13 protein-coding genes are annotated in these 15,807 nt (G+C 74.6%); 7 read left to right on the top strand and 6 right to left on the bottom strand.

Going from position 1 to position 15,807, the window contains the following annotated elements:
* Positions 1-25: 25 nt before the first annotated feature.
* Entirely contained in the window at positions 26-1,789 is a 1,764-nt protein-coding gene (locus ACFWIA_RS16990; protein WP_387005327.1) for an ABC transporter ATP-binding protein, read from the bottom strand.
* Positions 1,786-3,678 (bottom strand): ABC transporter ATP-binding protein, encoded by a 1,893-nt coding sequence (locus ACFWIA_RS16985; RefSeq protein ID WP_387005325.1) that lies wholly within the window; start codon positions 3,676-3,678, stop codon positions 1,786-1,788. Before ACFWIA_RS16985 ends, ACFWIA_RS16990 begins: the two co-directional genes overlap by 4 nt.
* A gap of 133 nt (positions 3,679-3,811) precedes the next feature.
* Between ACFWIA_RS16985 and ACFWIA_RS16980 the strand changes: the two genes are divergently transcribed.
* From ACFWIA_RS16980 to ACFWIA_RS16970, 3 genes are all read left to right on the top strand, one after another.
* Positions 3,812-4,462: a TetR/AcrR family transcriptional regulator gene (locus tag ACFWIA_RS16980; RefSeq protein WP_387005322.1), complete on the top strand. Its 651-nt coding sequence runs from the start codon at positions 3,812-3,814 to the stop codon at positions 4,460-4,462.
* Positions 4,463-4,610: 148 nt separating this feature from the next.
* A complete protein-coding gene (locus ACFWIA_RS16975; RefSeq protein ID WP_387005320.1) occupies positions 4,611-5,459 on the top strand; it encodes a helix-turn-helix transcriptional regulator in 849 nt (282 codons plus the stop codon).
* A gap of 88 nt (positions 5,460-5,547) precedes the next feature.
* Positions 5,548-6,315 carry a glucose 1-dehydrogenase gene (locus ACFWIA_RS16970; protein WP_387005317.1) on the top strand — a complete coding sequence of 256 codons (768 nt, stop codon included), beginning with the start codon at positions 5,548-5,550 and terminating at the stop codon, positions 6,313-6,315.
* 174 nt (positions 6,316-6,489) lie between these two features.
* Here ACFWIA_RS16970 and ACFWIA_RS16965 read toward each other — a convergent pair whose 3' ends face one another.
* Positions 6,490-6,876 (bottom strand): VOC family protein, encoded by a 387-nt coding sequence (locus ACFWIA_RS16965; RefSeq protein ID WP_387005314.1) that lies wholly within the window; start codon positions 6,874-6,876, stop codon positions 6,490-6,492.
* A gap of 381 nt (positions 6,877-7,257) precedes the next feature.
* Here ACFWIA_RS16965 and ACFWIA_RS16960 point away from each other — a divergent pair, with 381 nt between their 5' ends.
* On the top strand, positions 7,258-9,486 hold the full coding sequence (locus ACFWIA_RS16960; RefSeq protein ID WP_387005312.1) for a tetratricopeptide repeat protein: 2,229 nt from the start codon (positions 7,258-7,260) through the stop codon (positions 9,484-9,486).
* A gap of 30 nt (positions 9,487-9,516) precedes the next feature.
* Here the strand turns inward: ACFWIA_RS16960 and ACFWIA_RS16955 are convergent, their stop codons facing one another.
* From ACFWIA_RS16955 to ACFWIA_RS16945, 3 genes are all read right to left on the bottom strand, one after another.
* Positions 9,517-11,331, bottom strand: coding sequence for a serine hydrolase (locus tag ACFWIA_RS16955; protein ID WP_387005309.1), 1,815 nt, complete (start codon positions 11,329-11,331; stop codon positions 9,517-9,519).
* A 227-nt stretch (positions 11,332-11,558) separates the two neighbouring features.
* A complete protein-coding gene (locus ACFWIA_RS16950) occupies positions 11,559-11,735 on the bottom strand; it encodes a hypothetical protein (protein ID WP_387005306.1) in 177 nt (58 codons plus the stop codon).
* 34 nt (positions 11,736-11,769) lie between these two features.
* The gene (locus ACFWIA_RS16945; protein ID WP_387005303.1) at positions 11,770-12,633 is read right to left on the bottom strand and encodes a methyltransferase domain-containing protein; all 864 of its coding nucleotides are present in this window, start codon (positions 12,631-12,633) and stop codon (positions 11,770-11,772) included.
* 28 nt (positions 12,634-12,661) lie between these two features.
* Here ACFWIA_RS16945 and ACFWIA_RS16940 point away from each other — a divergent pair, with 28 nt between their 5' ends.
* The 3 genes from ACFWIA_RS16940 (at position 12,662) to ACFWIA_RS16930 (ending at position 15,686) form a co-directional block, all read left to right on the top strand.
* Positions 12,662-14,155 carry a PLP-dependent aminotransferase family protein gene (locus tag ACFWIA_RS16940; protein ID WP_387005300.1) on the top strand — a complete coding sequence of 498 codons (1,494 nt, stop codon included), beginning with the start codon at positions 12,662-12,664 and terminating at the stop codon, positions 14,153-14,155.
* Positions 14,156-14,274: 119 nt separating this feature from the next.
* Complete coding sequence (locus ACFWIA_RS16935) at positions 14,275-14,517, top strand: DUF397 domain-containing protein (RefSeq protein WP_387005297.1); 243 nt, start codon at positions 14,275-14,277, stop codon at positions 14,515-14,517.
* 263 nt (positions 14,518-14,780) lie between these two features.
* Entirely contained in the window at positions 14,781-15,686 is a 906-nt protein-coding gene (locus ACFWIA_RS16930) for a universal stress protein (RefSeq protein ID WP_387005294.1), read from the top strand.
* Positions 15,687-15,807: the final 121 nt, after the last annotated feature.

Below are 15,807 nucleotides of genomic sequence, written 5' to 3'. Positions count from 1 at the left end.
GGCGCCGCCGTGTCGACGGCACCGGTCAGGGCGCGGCGCCGTCCGACGGAACGGAGTCCAACCGCCACCCCTCCGCTTCCGTGCGCGTCCGCCACATCCGGGCGTACCGACCGTCGAGCGCCAGCAGTTCCTCATGGGTGCCGCGTTCGACGACCCCGCCGATCGGGTCGTCGCCGAGGACCACGATCTGATCGGCGTTCGCGGTGGTGTGCAGCTCGTGGGCGACCACCAACAGGGTGGCCCGCCCGGTGAGGGAGGCGATCCAGCGCGCCACGATCCGCTCGCTCACCGGATCCAGGGCGGCCGTCGCCTCGTCCAACAGCACCACCCTGCCCTCCCGCAGCGCGGCCCGGGCCAGCGCGACCCGCTGCCGCTCCCCGCCCGACAGGGCCCCGCCCCGGTCACCGACCGGGGTGTCCCAACCGCGGGGCAGCCGGGCCACCATCGCGTCGACCCCGGCCGAGCCCGCGGCCCGCGCCAACTCCGCGGGACTGACGTCCGGCCGCCCGGCCAGCACGTTCTCACGGACGGTGCCCTCGGTGAGGACCACGTCCTGAAGCACCACGGACAGCGCCCCGTACAGGGTGTCGGGAGCCAACTCCCTCACGTCGACACCCCCGATGAGGACCTGACCCGCGTCCGGATCGGCGAACCGGGCCGCCAGCCGCAGCACCGTCGTCTTGCCCGCGCCCGAGGGGCCGACCAGGGCGGTCGTCGTTCCCGCCGGCACCCTCAGGTCGAAGCCGTCGAGCACCGGGGTCCCCGCGGGGCCGAAGCCCACCGCACGGAACTCCACGTCGAGCGGCCCGTCCGGCAGCGGCGACGGCACGGACGGCAGGGGGAGCGGCGCGACGCGGTACAGGTCCTCGATCCGCGTCAGGTGTCCGCGTCCGGCCCGCATGTCCCGAGCCACGTCCCCGAGCGTGGCGATCGGCTCCGCGAACCGCACCGCCAGCACCAACAGCGCGACCAGTAGGGCGACCTGCGACGGCTCGCGCAGCAGCACCCACGCCACCGCGGCGACCACCGCGCCGACCGCGAGTTGCACCGCCACCCCGAAGCCGACCCGCGCGGTGATCTCCCGGCGCACATCGGCCCGCCGTGCCGCGCCCGCCGCGTCCAGGGCGTCGGTGAGCAGCGCCCGACCCAGTCGTTCGGTACCCGAAGCGCGCAGCGTGGCCTGCGCCTCGGCGAACTCCACCACCCGCGCGGACGCTTCGGCGTCGGCCGCGTGGGTGCGCGCCTCCACCTCGTCCACCACGGAGGTCGTCCGGTGGTGCACCCAGTACAGCAGGGGAGCGCTGAGCAGCATGACCAGTGCGGGCCGCCAGTCCACCAGGGCGGCGGCGCCCAACACCACCGCGGGGGTGAGCACCCCGCCGACCAGGGAGATGAACTGGTACGGCACCCCCCGCCCGGTCGCCACCGCGCCCTGCGCGGCGATCCGGGGCAGCGATGCGGCCCGGTCGGGCGTGAACCAGGCCAGCGGCAGTGACGCGGTGTGGGAGGCGATCCGTCGCTGGAGCGCGTGGATCGTGCCGATCGCCGTGGCGGCGCCCTGCACGACCTGTCGTCGGCGGGTGAACATGGTGGCGAGCGTGGCCGCGACCAGAGCGGCCAGCCAGTACCCCGCCGTGGAGAGGTCATCGCGCAACAGCGCCGCGAGCACCGGCAGCGCGAGTCCGTAGGACACTCCTTCCAGCACCGCCAACGCGGTGACCCGCAGCAGTTGACGGCGGTTGGCGCGGACCGTGTCCTCGTCCAGGACGGCGAACAGGGCGCGGATCACCGGGGAACCTCTCCGTGCACGGGTACGGGGGACGTCACGACGGCGGTCCGCGGGCCGGGGTCCGCCCCCGCCCGGGCCGTCCCGGCTGCGGCGGGCGTGTCGGGTGTGTCATCGAGGGGGGCTTCGCCCTCCAGGGCCCGCCACAGTTGCCGGTACACCCCGTCCCGGGCGAGGAGGTCCGGGTGCCGTCCCCGCTCGACGATCCGCCCCCGGTCGAGGACGACGACGTGGTCCGCGCGGGTGACGGTGGCCAGTCGGTGGGCGACGACGAGGACGGTGCGGCCCGCCGCCAAGCGGGACAGCGCGCGCTGGATGTGGGCCTCCGCCTCCGGGTCCACCTGGGCGGTGGGTTCGTCCAACACCAGCACCGGAGGGTCGGCGAGCAGGGCCCGGGCGATCGCCACCCGCTGGCGCTCGCCGCCGGACAACAGCGCGTCCTCGCCGGCGATCGCGTCGTAGCCCTTCGGCAGGGCCTGGATGCGCTCATGCACCCCGGCCGCGCGGGCCGCCGCCACGACCCTGTCGTGCGGGGCGTCCGGGACGGCGAGCCGGATGTTGTCGCGCAGGGACGTCCGCAGCAGCACCGAGTCCTGAAGGACGAACCCGATCCTTCGGTACAGCGTCTCGGGCGCCATCTCGCGCAGGTCGACCCCGCCGAGCCGGACCTGGCCGGTGTCCGGGTCGTGGAAGCGGGCGATGAGTGCGGCCAGGGTGGACTTGCCCGCTCCGGACGGGCCGACCAGCGCGGTGACCGTCCCCGGTTCCAGGACCAGGTCGATGCCGTGCAGGACCGGTGAGCCCGGCTCGTGCCCGTAGCCCACGTCGGCCAACTCCACCCGGTGCCCCTCCGGTTCGCGCGGCGCGTCGGTGCGGGGCAGCGTGGGGAGGTCGAGGACCGCGCGCAGACGTCCGGCCGCGGCGTAGCCGACGCGCAGCGAGGTGCCCGTCTCGGCGATGCGTTGCACCCCCGAAACGGTGACCGCCAGCAGCAGGAACGGCAGCAGGTCCACGGGGCGCGACCAGCCCGCGGCGACGAACCAGGTCCCGGTGCCGAGCACCAGGGTGAGCGTCACGACCGGGGAGATCAGGGCGCCCGCGCGGCTGCCGCGCGACTCCTGTTCGGCGACGGCGATCCGCAGTCCGTCCCGCAACTGGTCGGCAGCCCGGTGCGCCGCCGCCTCGGGCCGGGTGCCCGGTCCGCCCAGCACCCGCAGGGTGGGCAGGTCGCGGACGAGCGCACCGACCGTCGAGGTGACCGCGAGCAGCCCGAGCGGCACCAGCCGCATCCGTTCCTCGGCACCCGACAACGCCCGTACGTACAGTCCGAACGAGGTGGCGACCGGTACCGCCACCACCAGCGCGAGGCGCCAGTCGGCGGCCAGCAACCAGCCGAAGGCCGCCACCGGCGCGATGATCGACGCGGCGACGTCCAGCTTCCCGTGCGCGACGGCGGGGTGCAGGTCGCCCACGTCGTTGTGGAGCGCGTCGAGACTGCGGCCCGCGGCGCCCGAGGTGAACCAGCCGAGCGGGACCCGTGACAGGTGGTCCGCGATCCGCCGCCGTACGGTGTCCGCGACCTGGAGGTCGGCCCGGTGGCTGAGTCCGTACGCGGCGAGCCGCGCGGCGCACGCGAACACCGCGCCCGCCACGACGACCGCCACCCAGGTCCAGACCCGGGCGGCGGTGGCCCGGTCGTCGAGGGCCGCGTCGCCGATCGCCCAGATGCCCAGGAACGGGACGAGCCCGAGGACGGTCGCCGCGCACTGGAGGACCAGCGCGGCGCGCAGCCGTCCGGCCACCGGCGCGGTCAGCTCGGCGAAGGCGGCGGCCCCCTCGCCGCTGCGCACCGCCCGCGCCCTGCGCAGTGCATCGCTCAGCCCGTGCAGCACGAAGCCCCCTCCGGTAAGTTAGGTGCACCTTACTTAATGGCGAACGTGATTCGCAATTGTGTGCGGCACACCGCAGGCGCTCCGGGGCGCGGGCACGCTCCGCACGGCCGGCGACGGGGGATACCCTCGCGGGATGCCGTCCCAGACCTCCCCGCGTCCCGGCCGGCGGCCGGGCCCCAAGCCGCGGCTCACCCGGCAGAAGATCGTCGAGGCCGCCGTCGACCTGGGGATCGAGCAGATCTCCGTCCAGACGGTCGCGTCCGCCCTCGGGGTCGCGCCCGCGAGTCTCTACCGCTACGTCGAGAGCCTGGACGACCTGGTCGGCGCGGCCCTGGAAGCCGTCTTCCGGTCGGCGCCGCTGCCCGACCCCGCACTGGGCTGGCGCGGCTACTTGGAGGCGGAGGCCGAAACCCGCCTCGATCTGCTGGTGCGGTACGCCGGACTGCTCCAGAAGCACCACGCGGGCCTCCTCGCCGGGATCGCCGCCCGCCGCTTCGACCGGTCGGTGCGGGACCTGGTGACCCTGGGCTTCGACCCCGACGAGGCGGTGCTCGCCGTCGACGCGGTGGCCGACCTGATCCACGACGGGGCGACCCAGATCGCCCGTATCCACGACCCCGGCGATCCGGAGCGGCTCTCCCCCGAACTGGTCGCCTCGCTGTCCCGCTACTCGCCCGAGGTGTCCGCCGCGGTCGCCCGGATCGCCGCCGACCCGCACCGCCACCTCCGACGCAAACTCGCCCTCGTGCTCGACGGCCTGACGGCACGACACCCACAACCCTGACCCCGCACCCCGCCCCCGCCGTCCGGCGCACCCCCCGCCGTCCGGCGGTCGGCCCCGGTGCGCGGCACCCTCCGGCCGGCGCGCCCGCCGTACCCGGCCCGGCGACGACCCCTGCGCCCGGCCCCACCACCGTTGCTACCGTGGGGGCATGGTCAGCGACATCCGGTCCCCGCACGGCCGCCGCGCGCAACTGCGGGACTTCCTGCGCACCCGGCGAGCCCGACTCACCCCCGCGGACGTGGGACTCCCGACGGCGGCCCGGCGCCGCACGCCGGGCCTACGCCGGGAAGAGGTCGCGGTGCTGGCCGGGGTGGGCGTGTCCTGGTACACCTGGCTCGAACAGGGACGCGACATCAACGTGTCCGGCGAGATCCTGGACGCCATCGGCCGGGCGCTACGCCTCGACGGGCCGGAGCGGGCGCACCTGTACCTGCTCGCCGGTCTCAATCCGCCGCGGACGACCCCGGCCCGCGCCGAGGTCACCCCCGAATTGCGGCGGCTGATCGACGCGTGGGAGCCCCGTCCGGCGATCCTGCGGGACCAGCACTGGAACCTCGTCGCGGTCAACGGCGCGGCGCGGCTGGTGTTCGGTTACGAGGACTCGGACCACAACTGCCTCTTCACCTTCTTCACCAACGACCGCTACCGGTCCATGCACCTCCAGTGGGAACAGATCGCCCCGAGCGTGGTCGCCGCGTTCCGCGCCGATGCGGCCCGCCACCCCGCGGACCCCGTGTTCGGCCGGATCGTCGACGAGCTCCATGCGATGAGCCCCGAGTTCGCGCGGCTGTGGGCCCAGCACGACGTCGCCGAGGTGACCCAGGCGGTGAAGGCCGTGCGGCACCCCGAGGCGGGGGAGTTGGTCTTCGACACCACGGTCCTGTCCCTGGCCGAGTGGCCCGACCACCGCATGGAGTTGCAGAACCCGCGCCCCGGCAGCGGCACGGCGGCCCGGCTGGAGGCACTGATCGCGGCCCGGCCCGCCACGGCGGTCTGAGCGACCCGCGCGGGGCGGAGGGTGGTGGTGCGGGTACCAGGTTGAGCCGGCACTGTCAGCCGTCCCGCCCGGGCCGCAGAGTGGAGCCATGACCAACACCACCGCTCGTTTCGAGAACAAGACCGCACTCGTCACCGGAGGCGCCTCCGGGATGGGATTCGCCGCTGCCCGCCGGCTGCTGGCAGAAGGCGCCCAGGTCGTGATCACCGGCCGTGACCAGGGCCGGCTCGACGCCGCCGTCAAGGAACTGGACGCCGGTGACCGGGTCCTGGCCGTGCGCGGCGACGTGTCCAACACCGCCGACGCACAGGCCCTCGCGACTCGGGTACGGGAGCGCTACGGACGGATCGACGCGCTCTTCGCGAATGCCGGCGTCGCCTCCTTCGAGTCCGCAGCCGAGGTGACCGAGGCCGAGTTCGACCGGGTCGTCGACATCAACTTCAAGGGGGTGTTCTTCACCGTCCAGCGGCTCCTGCCGGTCCTCGCCGACGGGGCGGCCATCGTGATCAACTCCTCCTGGACCGCACACCGGGGCCTGCCGAACGGCTCGCTGTACTCGGCCACCAAGGCGGCCGTCCAGAGTCTGGCCCGGACGTTCGCGGCCGAGTTGGGCCCCCGCGGCATCCGGGTGAACACGGTCAGCCCCGGCTACATAGACACCCCCATGTACCGCAAGGAGGTCGCCGAGGAGACGGAGGCCGCCGTGGTCGCCCAGATCGTCGCGGGCCGCGTCGGCACCGCCGACGACGTCGCCGATGCGGTCGCCTTCCTCGTGTCGGACCAGTCCTCGTACATCAACGGGCAGGACCTGATCATCGACGGCGGGCTCGTCGCCGCCGTCCCCGCGGCCCTCTGAACCGGGTGCCGGCCGCCCCGGGTCCGTGCGGACACCGTCCCGCCACCCGCCCGGCATCCGCCCCGGGCGGGTGCGCGGGGTGGATGCCAGCACCGAACGCAGGGGTCGCCCCGGCGGACCCGGACCCGGACCGGACCCCCGGGATCTCGGGGACACCGGAGCCGACCCGTGGCCTCACTGATGCTCGGGGACGACCCAGGCGACCAGCTGGAGGACGACCCCGTTCGGGTCGGTGACCTGGAAGAGGCGCTCGCCCCACGGCTCTTCGCGCAGCGCCATGGTGATGGGGGCGCCCTCGCTCCGCAACCGCTCGAACTCGGCATCCAGATCGGTCACCGTGAAGGCGAGGATCACGCCCGCGGCACGCTGCTCCCGTACGCCTTCGGGCAGGACCTCGGTGCCGCGCTGAAGGAAGATCACGTGGGCCGCGTCCTCGCGGACCAGCGAGGCGAAGCCGTCGGCGGTCGCGGCTTCCTGGAAGCCGAAGTGCTCGACCAGGAACGCGGCGGAGGCGGAAACGTCGTCAACGGTCAGGGAGACGGCGGTGGAAGTGATGTTCATGGCCTGCCCTAAGGTCGGGAACGATCTCTCTACGTCGTACATTGTACTGCGTAGAGAGAAGAGGGTGGCGCGACCGGGCAAGGGGAGCGGCGGAGGGCCTGACGTTCGACGCCGTGACGCCTCGCCGTGGAGCCCCGGCCGCACCCGGAGCGGAACGCGCGCGACACGGGTACCGCAACCGCCCGCCCCGCCCTCGCCCGCCCCCACCGCATGCGCCGTCACCACCCCCGCGCCCCGCGTCCGTTCCGGTGCGCCACGCCCCCCCCGCAGGCAGGAACCGTCCAGGTAGCCGGCCCGCCCCGTACCCTCTCGTCACCGGGGTGGCCATACTGGACGGGGCCGATGGGCGCTGACGGGTGACGACGGGGGCAACGACGGGAGATGACCGACACCAGGTTGATCCAGGGCCGCTACCGACTGATCGAGGTGATCGGACGGGGCGGCATGGGCGAGGTGTGGCGGGCCAAGGACGAGTCCCTGGGCCGCGGGGTGGCGGTGAAGTGCCTGAAACCGCTCAGCCCGCACCATGACCAGTCGCACGCCCGGGTGCTCAGGGAACGGTTCCGGCGCGAGGCCCGGGTCGCGGCGGGGCTCCAGCACCGGGGCGTCACCGTCGTCCACGACTTCGGCGAGTCCGACGGTTCGCTGTTCCTCGTCATGGAACTGCTGGAGGGCCGCAACCTCAGCCAGCTCCTGGAGGACAACACCCGGCTCCCGCTGCCCGTCGCCGAGGTCGTCGACATCGCCGAGCAGGTGGCCTCGGCGCTCGCGTACACGCACGAACAGGGCATCGTGCACCGGGACCTGAAGCCCGCGAACATCATGCGGACGGCCGACGGCACCGTGAAGATCTGCGACTTCGGCATCGCCAGGTTCGGCGACGCGGGATTCACCTCCCGACTCACCGGCACCGGCATCGCCATGGGCACGCCCCACTACATGTCACCGGAGCAGATCGGCGGCTCCGAGGTCGACCAGCGCAGTGACCTGTACTCCTTCGGCTGCGTCCTCTACGAGATCGCCACCGGCGCCCCGCCGTTCGACCTCGACGACGCCTGGGCCGTGCTCATCGGACACCGCGACACCGCGCCCGAGCCGCCGCGGCACCACCGCGCGGAGCTGCCCCCCTACTTCGAGACGATCGTCCTCGACCTCCTGGCCAAGGAACCCCACGAGCGGCCCCGGGACGCCCGCGAACTCGCCCGCAGACTCACCGCCGGACGGCACCCCGGCCTCCCGTTGCCCCTCTCCGGCGTCCCGGCGCGCGACGGAGAGGGCGGCCACCGCACCCCGCGCCCGCCCCGGCTGCCCTCCTGGACCACGGGCATGACCACCGGACGCAAGGCCGCCGGCGCCGCCCCCCGGCCGCACCCGCCCACCCCGGCCGCCGGGCTGACCGACGAATGGATCCCCCGGCTGCCCACCAGCCGCATCCGGGCCGTGGCGGTGCACGAACGGCCCGCGCCCGCCCCGGAGACCGTGGCCGTCCTGGTGTCCCGGCACAACGCGGGACTGAGCCTCGGCCGACTCGGCCGTTGGTCCGAGGCCGGTGAGGTGCACCGCGCCGTCGCCGCCGAGCGCGAACACGCCCTCGGCCCTGACCACCCGGACACCCTCGCCAGCCGCTACGAGGTGGCGTTCACCCTCAGCCGCACCGGTCGCGCCAGCGACGCCCTGCGCGAGTACGACCGGGTCACCGACGGACGGGAGCGGGTCCTCGGCCCGGACCACCCCGACACCCTCGCCGCCCGACAGGAGACGGCCTACGTCCTCGGGCAACTGGGTCGGCACTTCGAGGCCCACCAGATGTACACCGCCGTACTCGCCGTCCGGGAACGCGCGATGGGCGCCGATCACCCCGACACCCTGCGCTGTCGGCACAACCTCGCCTTCAACCTCAGCCGGCTCGGGCGGTTGGAGGACGCGTACCGGTTGGCCTGCGAGGTCGCCGCCGCCCGTACCCGGGTCCTCGGCGCCGACCACCCGGACACCCTCGTCACCCGCTACGAGGTCGCCTACGCGCTCGGTCAACTCGGCCGCTGGAACGAGGCGTTGGACACCTACCGCGCGGTGGCCCGGGCCCGCGCCGCCGCGCTGGGCGCCGATCACCCGGACACCCTCGCCGCCCGCTACGAGGTGGGCATCAGCCTCGGTCGGCTCGGCCACGGCGAACCGGCGCTGGAGCTGTACCGGGAACTCGTCGCGGACCGCACCCGCATCCATGGCGCCGCGCACCCGGAGACCCTGCGCGCCCGCCACGGCCTCGGAGTCAACCTGGGCCGCCTCGGTCGCTGGGACCAGGCCCTCGCCGAGGCCCGTGACGTGTCCGCGATCCGGGACCGCGTGCTCGGGGGCCACCATCCGGACACCCTGGTCAGCCGGCGCGAGGTGGCCGTGGGCCTGGGCTGGCTGGGGCGTTGGGGCGACGCCCTCGCCGAGTACCGGGCGGTGGCCGCGGCCCGGGAACAGGTCCTCGGCGCCGATCACCCGGACGCCCTCGCCAGCCGCAACGACGAGGCGCACTGCCTGGAGCAACTCGGCCGGGGCGCCGAAGCCGTGGAGCTCTACCGACGGGTCGCCGCACTGCGCCACGGCACCACCGGCGGCTGATCCGGCGGTGCCGCGGTACGGCGGGACCCCTCAGTCCGCGGACCGCGTCCAGCCCGCGGCGGTGACGGCCGCCGCGTCCCGGGCCCGGCGCTCGTCGAAGACGCGCCGCCCGTCGTCCACCCGCAGACCCGTCACGTACACCCCGCGCCCCACGTACGCGCGGTCGGTGTCGTAGCGCCAGCGCAGGCGCACCGGAGCGCCCCGCCAGGCGGTCAGGTCCGCGGTCACGGCGTGCCAGAGGCGCCCGGACCACCCACTGACCGTCCCGTCGGCACCGTGGACCGGTCCGCCCTCCTGCTCGGTGTGGAAGGGCACCGGCCGCCACGTCCCCCCGTCGTCGTCGGACGCCTCCAACCGCAGTACGTCCGTCCGGGGCTCGGTGTCCCACCACAGGGCGCACCGCAGCCGCGCCCCCTCGCCGGTGAGCCTCAGCGCGGGCAGCGTGAGCGTCGCCGTGCCCGCGCTCGCCATGCCGCCGAACCAGGCGGTGCCCCCGTGCGGCGGTCGCACCGGCACCGCACGGGCGAGGTGGTTGGCGGCGGCGACCCGGGGCGCCGACCCGGACCGCCAACTGCGCACGGGATGGACGGAGTTGCCCAGGAGGACGAGGAACGAGTCGGTGCTCGGGTCGAGGACGAGGCACGTCCCGGTGAATCCGGTGTGACCCGCCGTGCGCGGGGTGGCCATCGCGCCCATGTACCAGTGCTGGTAGAGGTCGAAGCCCAGACCGTGTTCGTCACCCGGGAAGGCGGTGTTGAAGTCGGTGAACATCAGCTCCACGGAGGCCGCCCGCAGGATGCGGGTCCGTCCGTACGCGCCGCCGTTCAACAGGGTGCGCCCCAGCACCGCGAGGTCCCACGCGGACGAGAACACCCCCGCGTGTCCCGCGACCCCGCCGAACGCATGGGCGTTCTCGTCGTGCACCTCGCCCCAGACCAGCCCGCGTTCCACCCCCGACCAGGGCGCCCGCGCGTCCTCGGTGGCGGCGATGCGCGGCTTCCAGGAGGGCGGCGGGTTGAAGCGGGTGTCGCGCAACCCCAGCGGGCCGGTCACCTCCTCGTCCAGCAGCACGTCCAGGGCGCGCCCGGTCAGGCGTTCCAGGACGAGTTGCAGGGCGATCAGGTTGAGGTCCGAGTACAGGTACCGGGAGCCCGGCGGGTACTGCGGTGCCTCCCGCCACAGCCGGGCCAGCCGGGCCTGCGGCGTGGGCTCGGCGTAGAACGGCACCCAGGAGCGCAACCCCGAGGTGTGGGTGAGGAGTTGACGGACGGTGATGTCCTGTTTCCCGGCCGCCGCGAACTCCGGCAGGTACGAGGCGACGGTCGCCTCCAGCGCCAGCGCACCCCGCTCCACCTGTTGGACGGCGAGCAGCGAGGTGAACAGCTTGGAGACGGACGCCAGGTCGAACACGGTGTCCGCCGCCATCGGGACCTGTTGCTCGGGCGGGAACTCCACCCCCGTGTCGGTGGTCTCGTCGTACGCCGCGTAGCGCACCGCCATCCCGATCGGCCGGTGCAGGGCGACGGTGTCCCCGCGCCCGGCCAGCAGCACGGCCCCCGCGTACCAGGGGTGCGCGGGGGAGGGGCGCAGGAACCGTTCCGCGTCGGTGACGAGCCGGTCGAGGTGTCCGGCGAGCAGACCGGCCCGACGCGCGCTGCCCCGGCGCAGGGTCGGTGCGTTCCGCGAGCCGCCCGGCGCCGGAGCGGCCCGGACCGTCCCCGCGGCGAGCGGCGCCCACACCAGTGCCCCGCCCAGGGCCAGGGCGCCCGCCCCGAGGCCGCGTCTGGTCACGGCGCCCCCTCCCGTCGGTGAACCCGTGGCGCGGTCCGCCGGGGCAGCGGTCATGTCGTTCCTCCTGGGGGTCGTCCGGGAACTCGGCACACGGGCCGAGACTGTTGCCGCGTCCCGGACGTGTCAACCCCGCCCCGAGGCGCGCGGCCCGGACGACGGACCGTGCCCGCGGACGGTGCTCGACCTTCGCACGTGCCCCGTCCGGGGACCGTGCCGCACGGTCCCGGCACGCCGCGGGGTACGGCACACGGACGACGGGGCCGGCCGGGGCGACGGGGCCGTCAGTCCGTGCGGCCGGCGACGGCGCGGAGTTCGGACCGGGCCCGTGCCGCGTCCCGGTCCCGTCCGTCGGCCCCGCCGGCCTGCGCGGGGCCCCTCCGTGCTCGGCGCCGATGGTTGCGCTCCAACGCCCAGACGATCAGGGCGGTCCACAGGACGAGCGCGCCGAGTCCGATCACGGCAGTGCCCCTTCCCGGTCCGGTGCGGCGGGCTTCACGCCGGCCACGGGGACTCCGTCGGGGAAACGGGGTTCACGGCCAGGGCCTTGAAGAACGTGTAGTGGAACGTCCCGGCGTCGGCGGCCCGGTGCAGATCGGCGATCCCCCGGTCCCATGCGGTCCTGGTGATGAGAGTGGCGGCCAGCGCCTGGTGCCGGACGGACTCGACCATGGCGATGAAGGTGTTGCGGGTGAAGCCGTCCACCCACGCGGGCCGGGTCGGGTCCGTGTAGACGGTGTGCGGGCGGGCCACCACGTCCTCGAACCCGGCCCCGGCCAGCAACGGCTGGAGCTGCCGACCGAGCAGGGCGTTGCCCCCCGCTGCCGCCTGGAAACGGACCTGGAGGTCGATCACCGCCCGGGCGTACGCGCTGTCGGGGTGGAAGAACACCGATCCGTGGTCCCCCTCGATCACGGTCAGGGTGCCCCCGGGCCGCAGCACGCGCCGCAGCGCGGTCAACGCCCCCTGGGGGTCGGGCAGGTGCTCCAGCACGAAGCACACGAAGACGTGGTCGAACTCCGCGTCGGCGAAGGGCAGGTCGCACACGTCGGCCTGGTGCCACTCCACCTGCGCCCCGGGGGCGACGGCCGCGAGGTGGGCGCGGGCCCGGGCGAGCGTCTGCGCGGACCGGTCGACCGCGACGATCCGGGCCCCGGGGCTGGAACGGAGCAGATGGACCGTCTGGGCGCCCACCCCGCAGCCGACCTCCAGCACCCGGCTGCCCGCGGGGTACGCCGTGCCGGTGTGCAGCAGTTGGGCCAGGGTGTCCGCCTGGTCGCCCAGCCGGCGGCTCTCGCGCTGCGAGTACCCGTGCACGTAGTCGGTCACCGGGACCGGAGGTGTCGTCGCTGTGTCCATGTGCCCACCCTGCTGCCACTATGGCCCGATGGACAGATCCAATGAGGGCGCTCTCCTTCGGTCCAAAAGGGCCGGCTCCGACTTCCTCCACCTGGTGATCGAGGAGGCGCCCCGGGGCGGGAAGGCCGACTGGCTGGCCCGTCGGATCAGACTCGCGCTGGCGGACGGCCGCCTCCCGGTGGGCAGCCGACTGCCGGCCACCCGGGTCCTCGCCGGCGAACTGGGGGTATCGCGCGGCGTGGTCACCGAGGCGTACCAACGCCTGGTCGAGGACGGACACCTCGCCGGCCGCGGGCGAGGCGGAACCGTCGTGGTCGCCGCCCCCGCGGCGACCCCCACGGAGGCCGGGCCGCCCGCACCCGCCGGGGCGCCGTCACCGCGTGCGGTGTTCGCCGCCGCGCCCGGTGCGGACGTCTTCGACACGGTGCGCTCGGCCGGCGCCCGGATCGACCTCTCCCCGGGGGTCCCCGACCTCGCCGCGTTCCCGCGGGCCGCGTGGCTGCGTGCCGAACGCCGCGTGTTCGGCCGGCTCGCGGCGTCCGACCTCGGGTACGGGGACCCGCGCGGCACGCCCGCACTGCGGCTGGCCGTCGCCCACTGGATCGCCCGCAACCGCGGCATCCGGATGGACCCCGCCGACGTCCTCATCGTCGCCGGCACCGCCCAGACGCTCACCCTGCTCGGGCGGGTCCTGCACGACGACGGCCTGCGCGCGGTGGCCGTGGAGGACCCCGGCTCGCTGGGCGCCCGGCAACACCTGCACGCCTGCGGGTTGGCGACCCCGCCCGTCGCCGTCGACTCGGAGGGCGTGCGCGTCGACGAACTCCGCGCCACGGGCGAGGCGGCCGTGCTGCTGACCCCCGCACACCAGTTCCCCACCGGGGTGGTCCTGCGCGGCGGCCGACGCGCCGAGCTGATGCGCTGGGCCCGCGAAGCCGACGGACTGGTCATCGAGGACGACTACGACGCGGAGCACCGCTACGACCGGACCCCGGTCCCCGCACTGCGGTCCGTACTCACCGAGAACGTCTGCTACGCCGGCAGCGTGTCCAAACTCCTCGCCCCCGCCCTGCGCATCGGATGGGTCATCGCCCCGCCGAAGTACCGCGACGCCCTCGTGGACGCCAAACGGTTCGCCGACCTCGGCAACGCCGCCCTCCCGCAACTCGTCCTGGCCGACTTCATGGAATCGGGGGCCATGGAACGCCAACTGCGCCAGCTGCGCGGGCACCACCGCCGACGCCGGGACGCCATGATCGCGGCCATCGGCAGTCATCTGCCGAGCGCGACCGTCCGGGGCGCCGCGGCCGGCCTGCACCTGACCGTCACCTTCGACGCCGACTTCGCCGACACCGAGCTGGCCGCCGCGGCCCTCGCCCGTCAGGTCAAGGTGCACCCCCTGTCCTGGCACCGCCAACGCGCCCACCGCCCGGGACTGGTCCTCGGCTATGCCGCGAGCACCCCCACCGACATCGGCGAAGGGATCGCTACCCTCGGCGAAGTCCTCCGGCGACTGCCCTGACCGGGGGTCGTCGCCCGGCTGCCCCACCCACGGACAACAGTGCGTTCCGTGGCCTGTTCCGGGCCCCGGGGCCCTCGCTAGGCTGGCCGCGGCACTGACGCACCGGGAGGAGCACGGACGTGGCCGAGAGCACCACCCAGCAGCATCCACTCGCGGGCTGGGAGAAACCGGAACTGGATCTGAGCAACGCCGACTGGAGGTCGAGCAGCCGCGGCCGGGGCGATGTGCAGATCGCCTTCGTGGAGGGGTTCATCGCGATGCGTAACAGTCGCCGCCCCGAGAGCCCGTCACTGATCTTCACCCCGGCCGAATGGGGCGCCTTCGTGCTGAACGCCCGGGAAGGCGAGTTCGACCTCACCTGAGCCGGCGTCCCGTCGGTGCCCGCCCCGCCGCCGCCCCGCTGAGGACCCGTCACCTCCTCTGCCGGACCCGGGACGGTCCGACCGGCGCGCCCGACCGGATCGAGCTGCGGGGACGGTTCCGGTGATTCTTCGGGACACGTGACCTTCGACCCTGTCTCGGGGTACCCCGGTGCGACAGGGTGGCAGCAGAAACAGGTCACGAAGGTCGTGCGGCGCGGACCGCGCGACCGCGTGCCGACGCAGTCGCCGGAGACGAGGATTCCATGAGCACCCTGCCCGTCATCGCCGCAGTGGACGGATCGGACAGCAGCCTGCGCGCCCTGGACTGGGCGTTGGCGGAGGCGGAGCGGCGCGACACCGGTCTGCGCATCGTGCACGTACGCCAGTACGCGCCGTCGAACCAGCCCGAAGTCCTGGTCTCCGGGGCGCCGGAGCCCACGGTCGACCCCGTCCTCACCCAGGTGCGGAACCGACTGGCCGACCGGGCGGCACTGCCCGAGATCGAGTACGTCGACTACGAGGGCGCGCCCGGTTCGGTGATCCCGGGCCTCGGCGAGTCGGCCCAGCTGATCGTGCTCGGCTCGCGGGGCCGGGGCGGATTCGCGAGCCTGCTGCTCGGCTCGAACGGCATGGCCGCGGCCCGTGACGCCGCCTGCCCGGTGGTGATCGTGCCGCAGGAGGGCCGCGAGGTCCACAACCCCGCCGAGGTCGAACCCGGCCCGCGCGTGGTGGTCGGCGCCTCGGCCGAGGCGCCCGACGCCCGCACCCTGGCCTTCGCCTTCGCCACCGCCGACCGGATGGGCGCCCGGGTCGACGTGGTGTCCGCCTTCCCCTGGCCCGAGTACGTGTGGACGGCCGCCGGTGGTTTCGTTCCGTCGGAGTCGGACCAGCAGGCCGCGCAGGACGAGACGGTCGCCCTGGTCCGGGACATCGTCGCCCCCTACCGCAAGGAACACCCGGACGTGCGGGTCGCCGTCATCGCGGCGCCCGGCGACGCGGCCGGACACATCGTCGGCGCCTCCAAGGACGCCGAGTTGATCGTCGTGGGCCGGCACCGCCGTCGCCTGCTCAAGCCCGCACGGCTGCTCGGTTCGGTCACCCAGGCGGTCCTGCTCCACGCGGCGAGCCCCGTGGCGGTCGTCCCGCCGGAAGAGGGCGAGGACGCCTGACCGGCGGGGGGGGGGGGGGGGGGGCCCCCCCCCCCCCCCCCCCCCCCCCCCCGGCCCCCCCCCCCCCCCCCCCCCCCCCGGGGGGGGGGGCCCCCCCCCCCCCCCCCCCCCCCCCCCCCCG

Source organism: Streptomyces sp. NPDC127068, from assembly GCF_042724695.1.
Classification (GTDB): Bacteria; Actinomycetota; Actinomycetes; order Streptomycetales; family Streptomycetaceae; genus Streptomyces.
Note: the sequence above shows the minus strand (reverse complement) of the source record. Positions and strands in the feature narration are given on the sequence as shown.

Excerpts from the sequence above, each read along its gene's own strand:
- ACFWIA_RS16980 (WP_387005322.1), top strand. The coding sequence starts at position 3,812 with ATGCCGTCCCAGACCTCCCCGCGTCCCGGCCGGCGGCCGGGCCCCAAG.
- ACFWIA_RS16945 (WP_387005303.1), bottom strand. The coding sequence starts at position 12,633 with ATGGACACAGCGACGACACCTCCGGTCCCGGTGACCGACTACGTGCAC.
- ACFWIA_RS16960 (WP_387005312.1), top strand. The coding sequence starts at position 7,258 with ATGACCGACACCAGGTTGATCCAGGGCCGCTACCGACTGATCGAGGTG.
- ACFWIA_RS16955 (WP_387005309.1), bottom strand. The coding sequence starts at position 11,331 with ATGACCGCTGCCCCGGCGGACCGCGCCACGGGTTCACCGACGGGAGGG.
- ACFWIA_RS16975 (WP_387005320.1), top strand. The coding sequence starts at position 4,611 with ATGGTCAGCGACATCCGGTCCCCGCACGGCCGCCGCGCGCAACTGCGG.
- ACFWIA_RS16930 (WP_387005294.1), top strand. The coding sequence starts at position 14,781 with ATGAGCACCCTGCCCGTCATCGCCGCAGTGGACGGATCGGACAGCAGC.
- ACFWIA_RS16940 (WP_387005300.1), top strand. The coding sequence starts at position 12,662 with ATGGACAGATCCAATGAGGGCGCTCTCCTTCGGTCCAAAAGGGCCGGC.
- ACFWIA_RS16965 (WP_387005314.1), bottom strand. The coding sequence starts at position 6,876 with ATGAACATCACTTCCACCGCCGTCTCCCTGACCGTTGACGACGTTTCC.
- ACFWIA_RS16970 (WP_387005317.1), top strand. The coding sequence starts at position 5,548 with ATGACCAACACCACCGCTCGTTTCGAGAACAAGACCGCACTCGTCACC.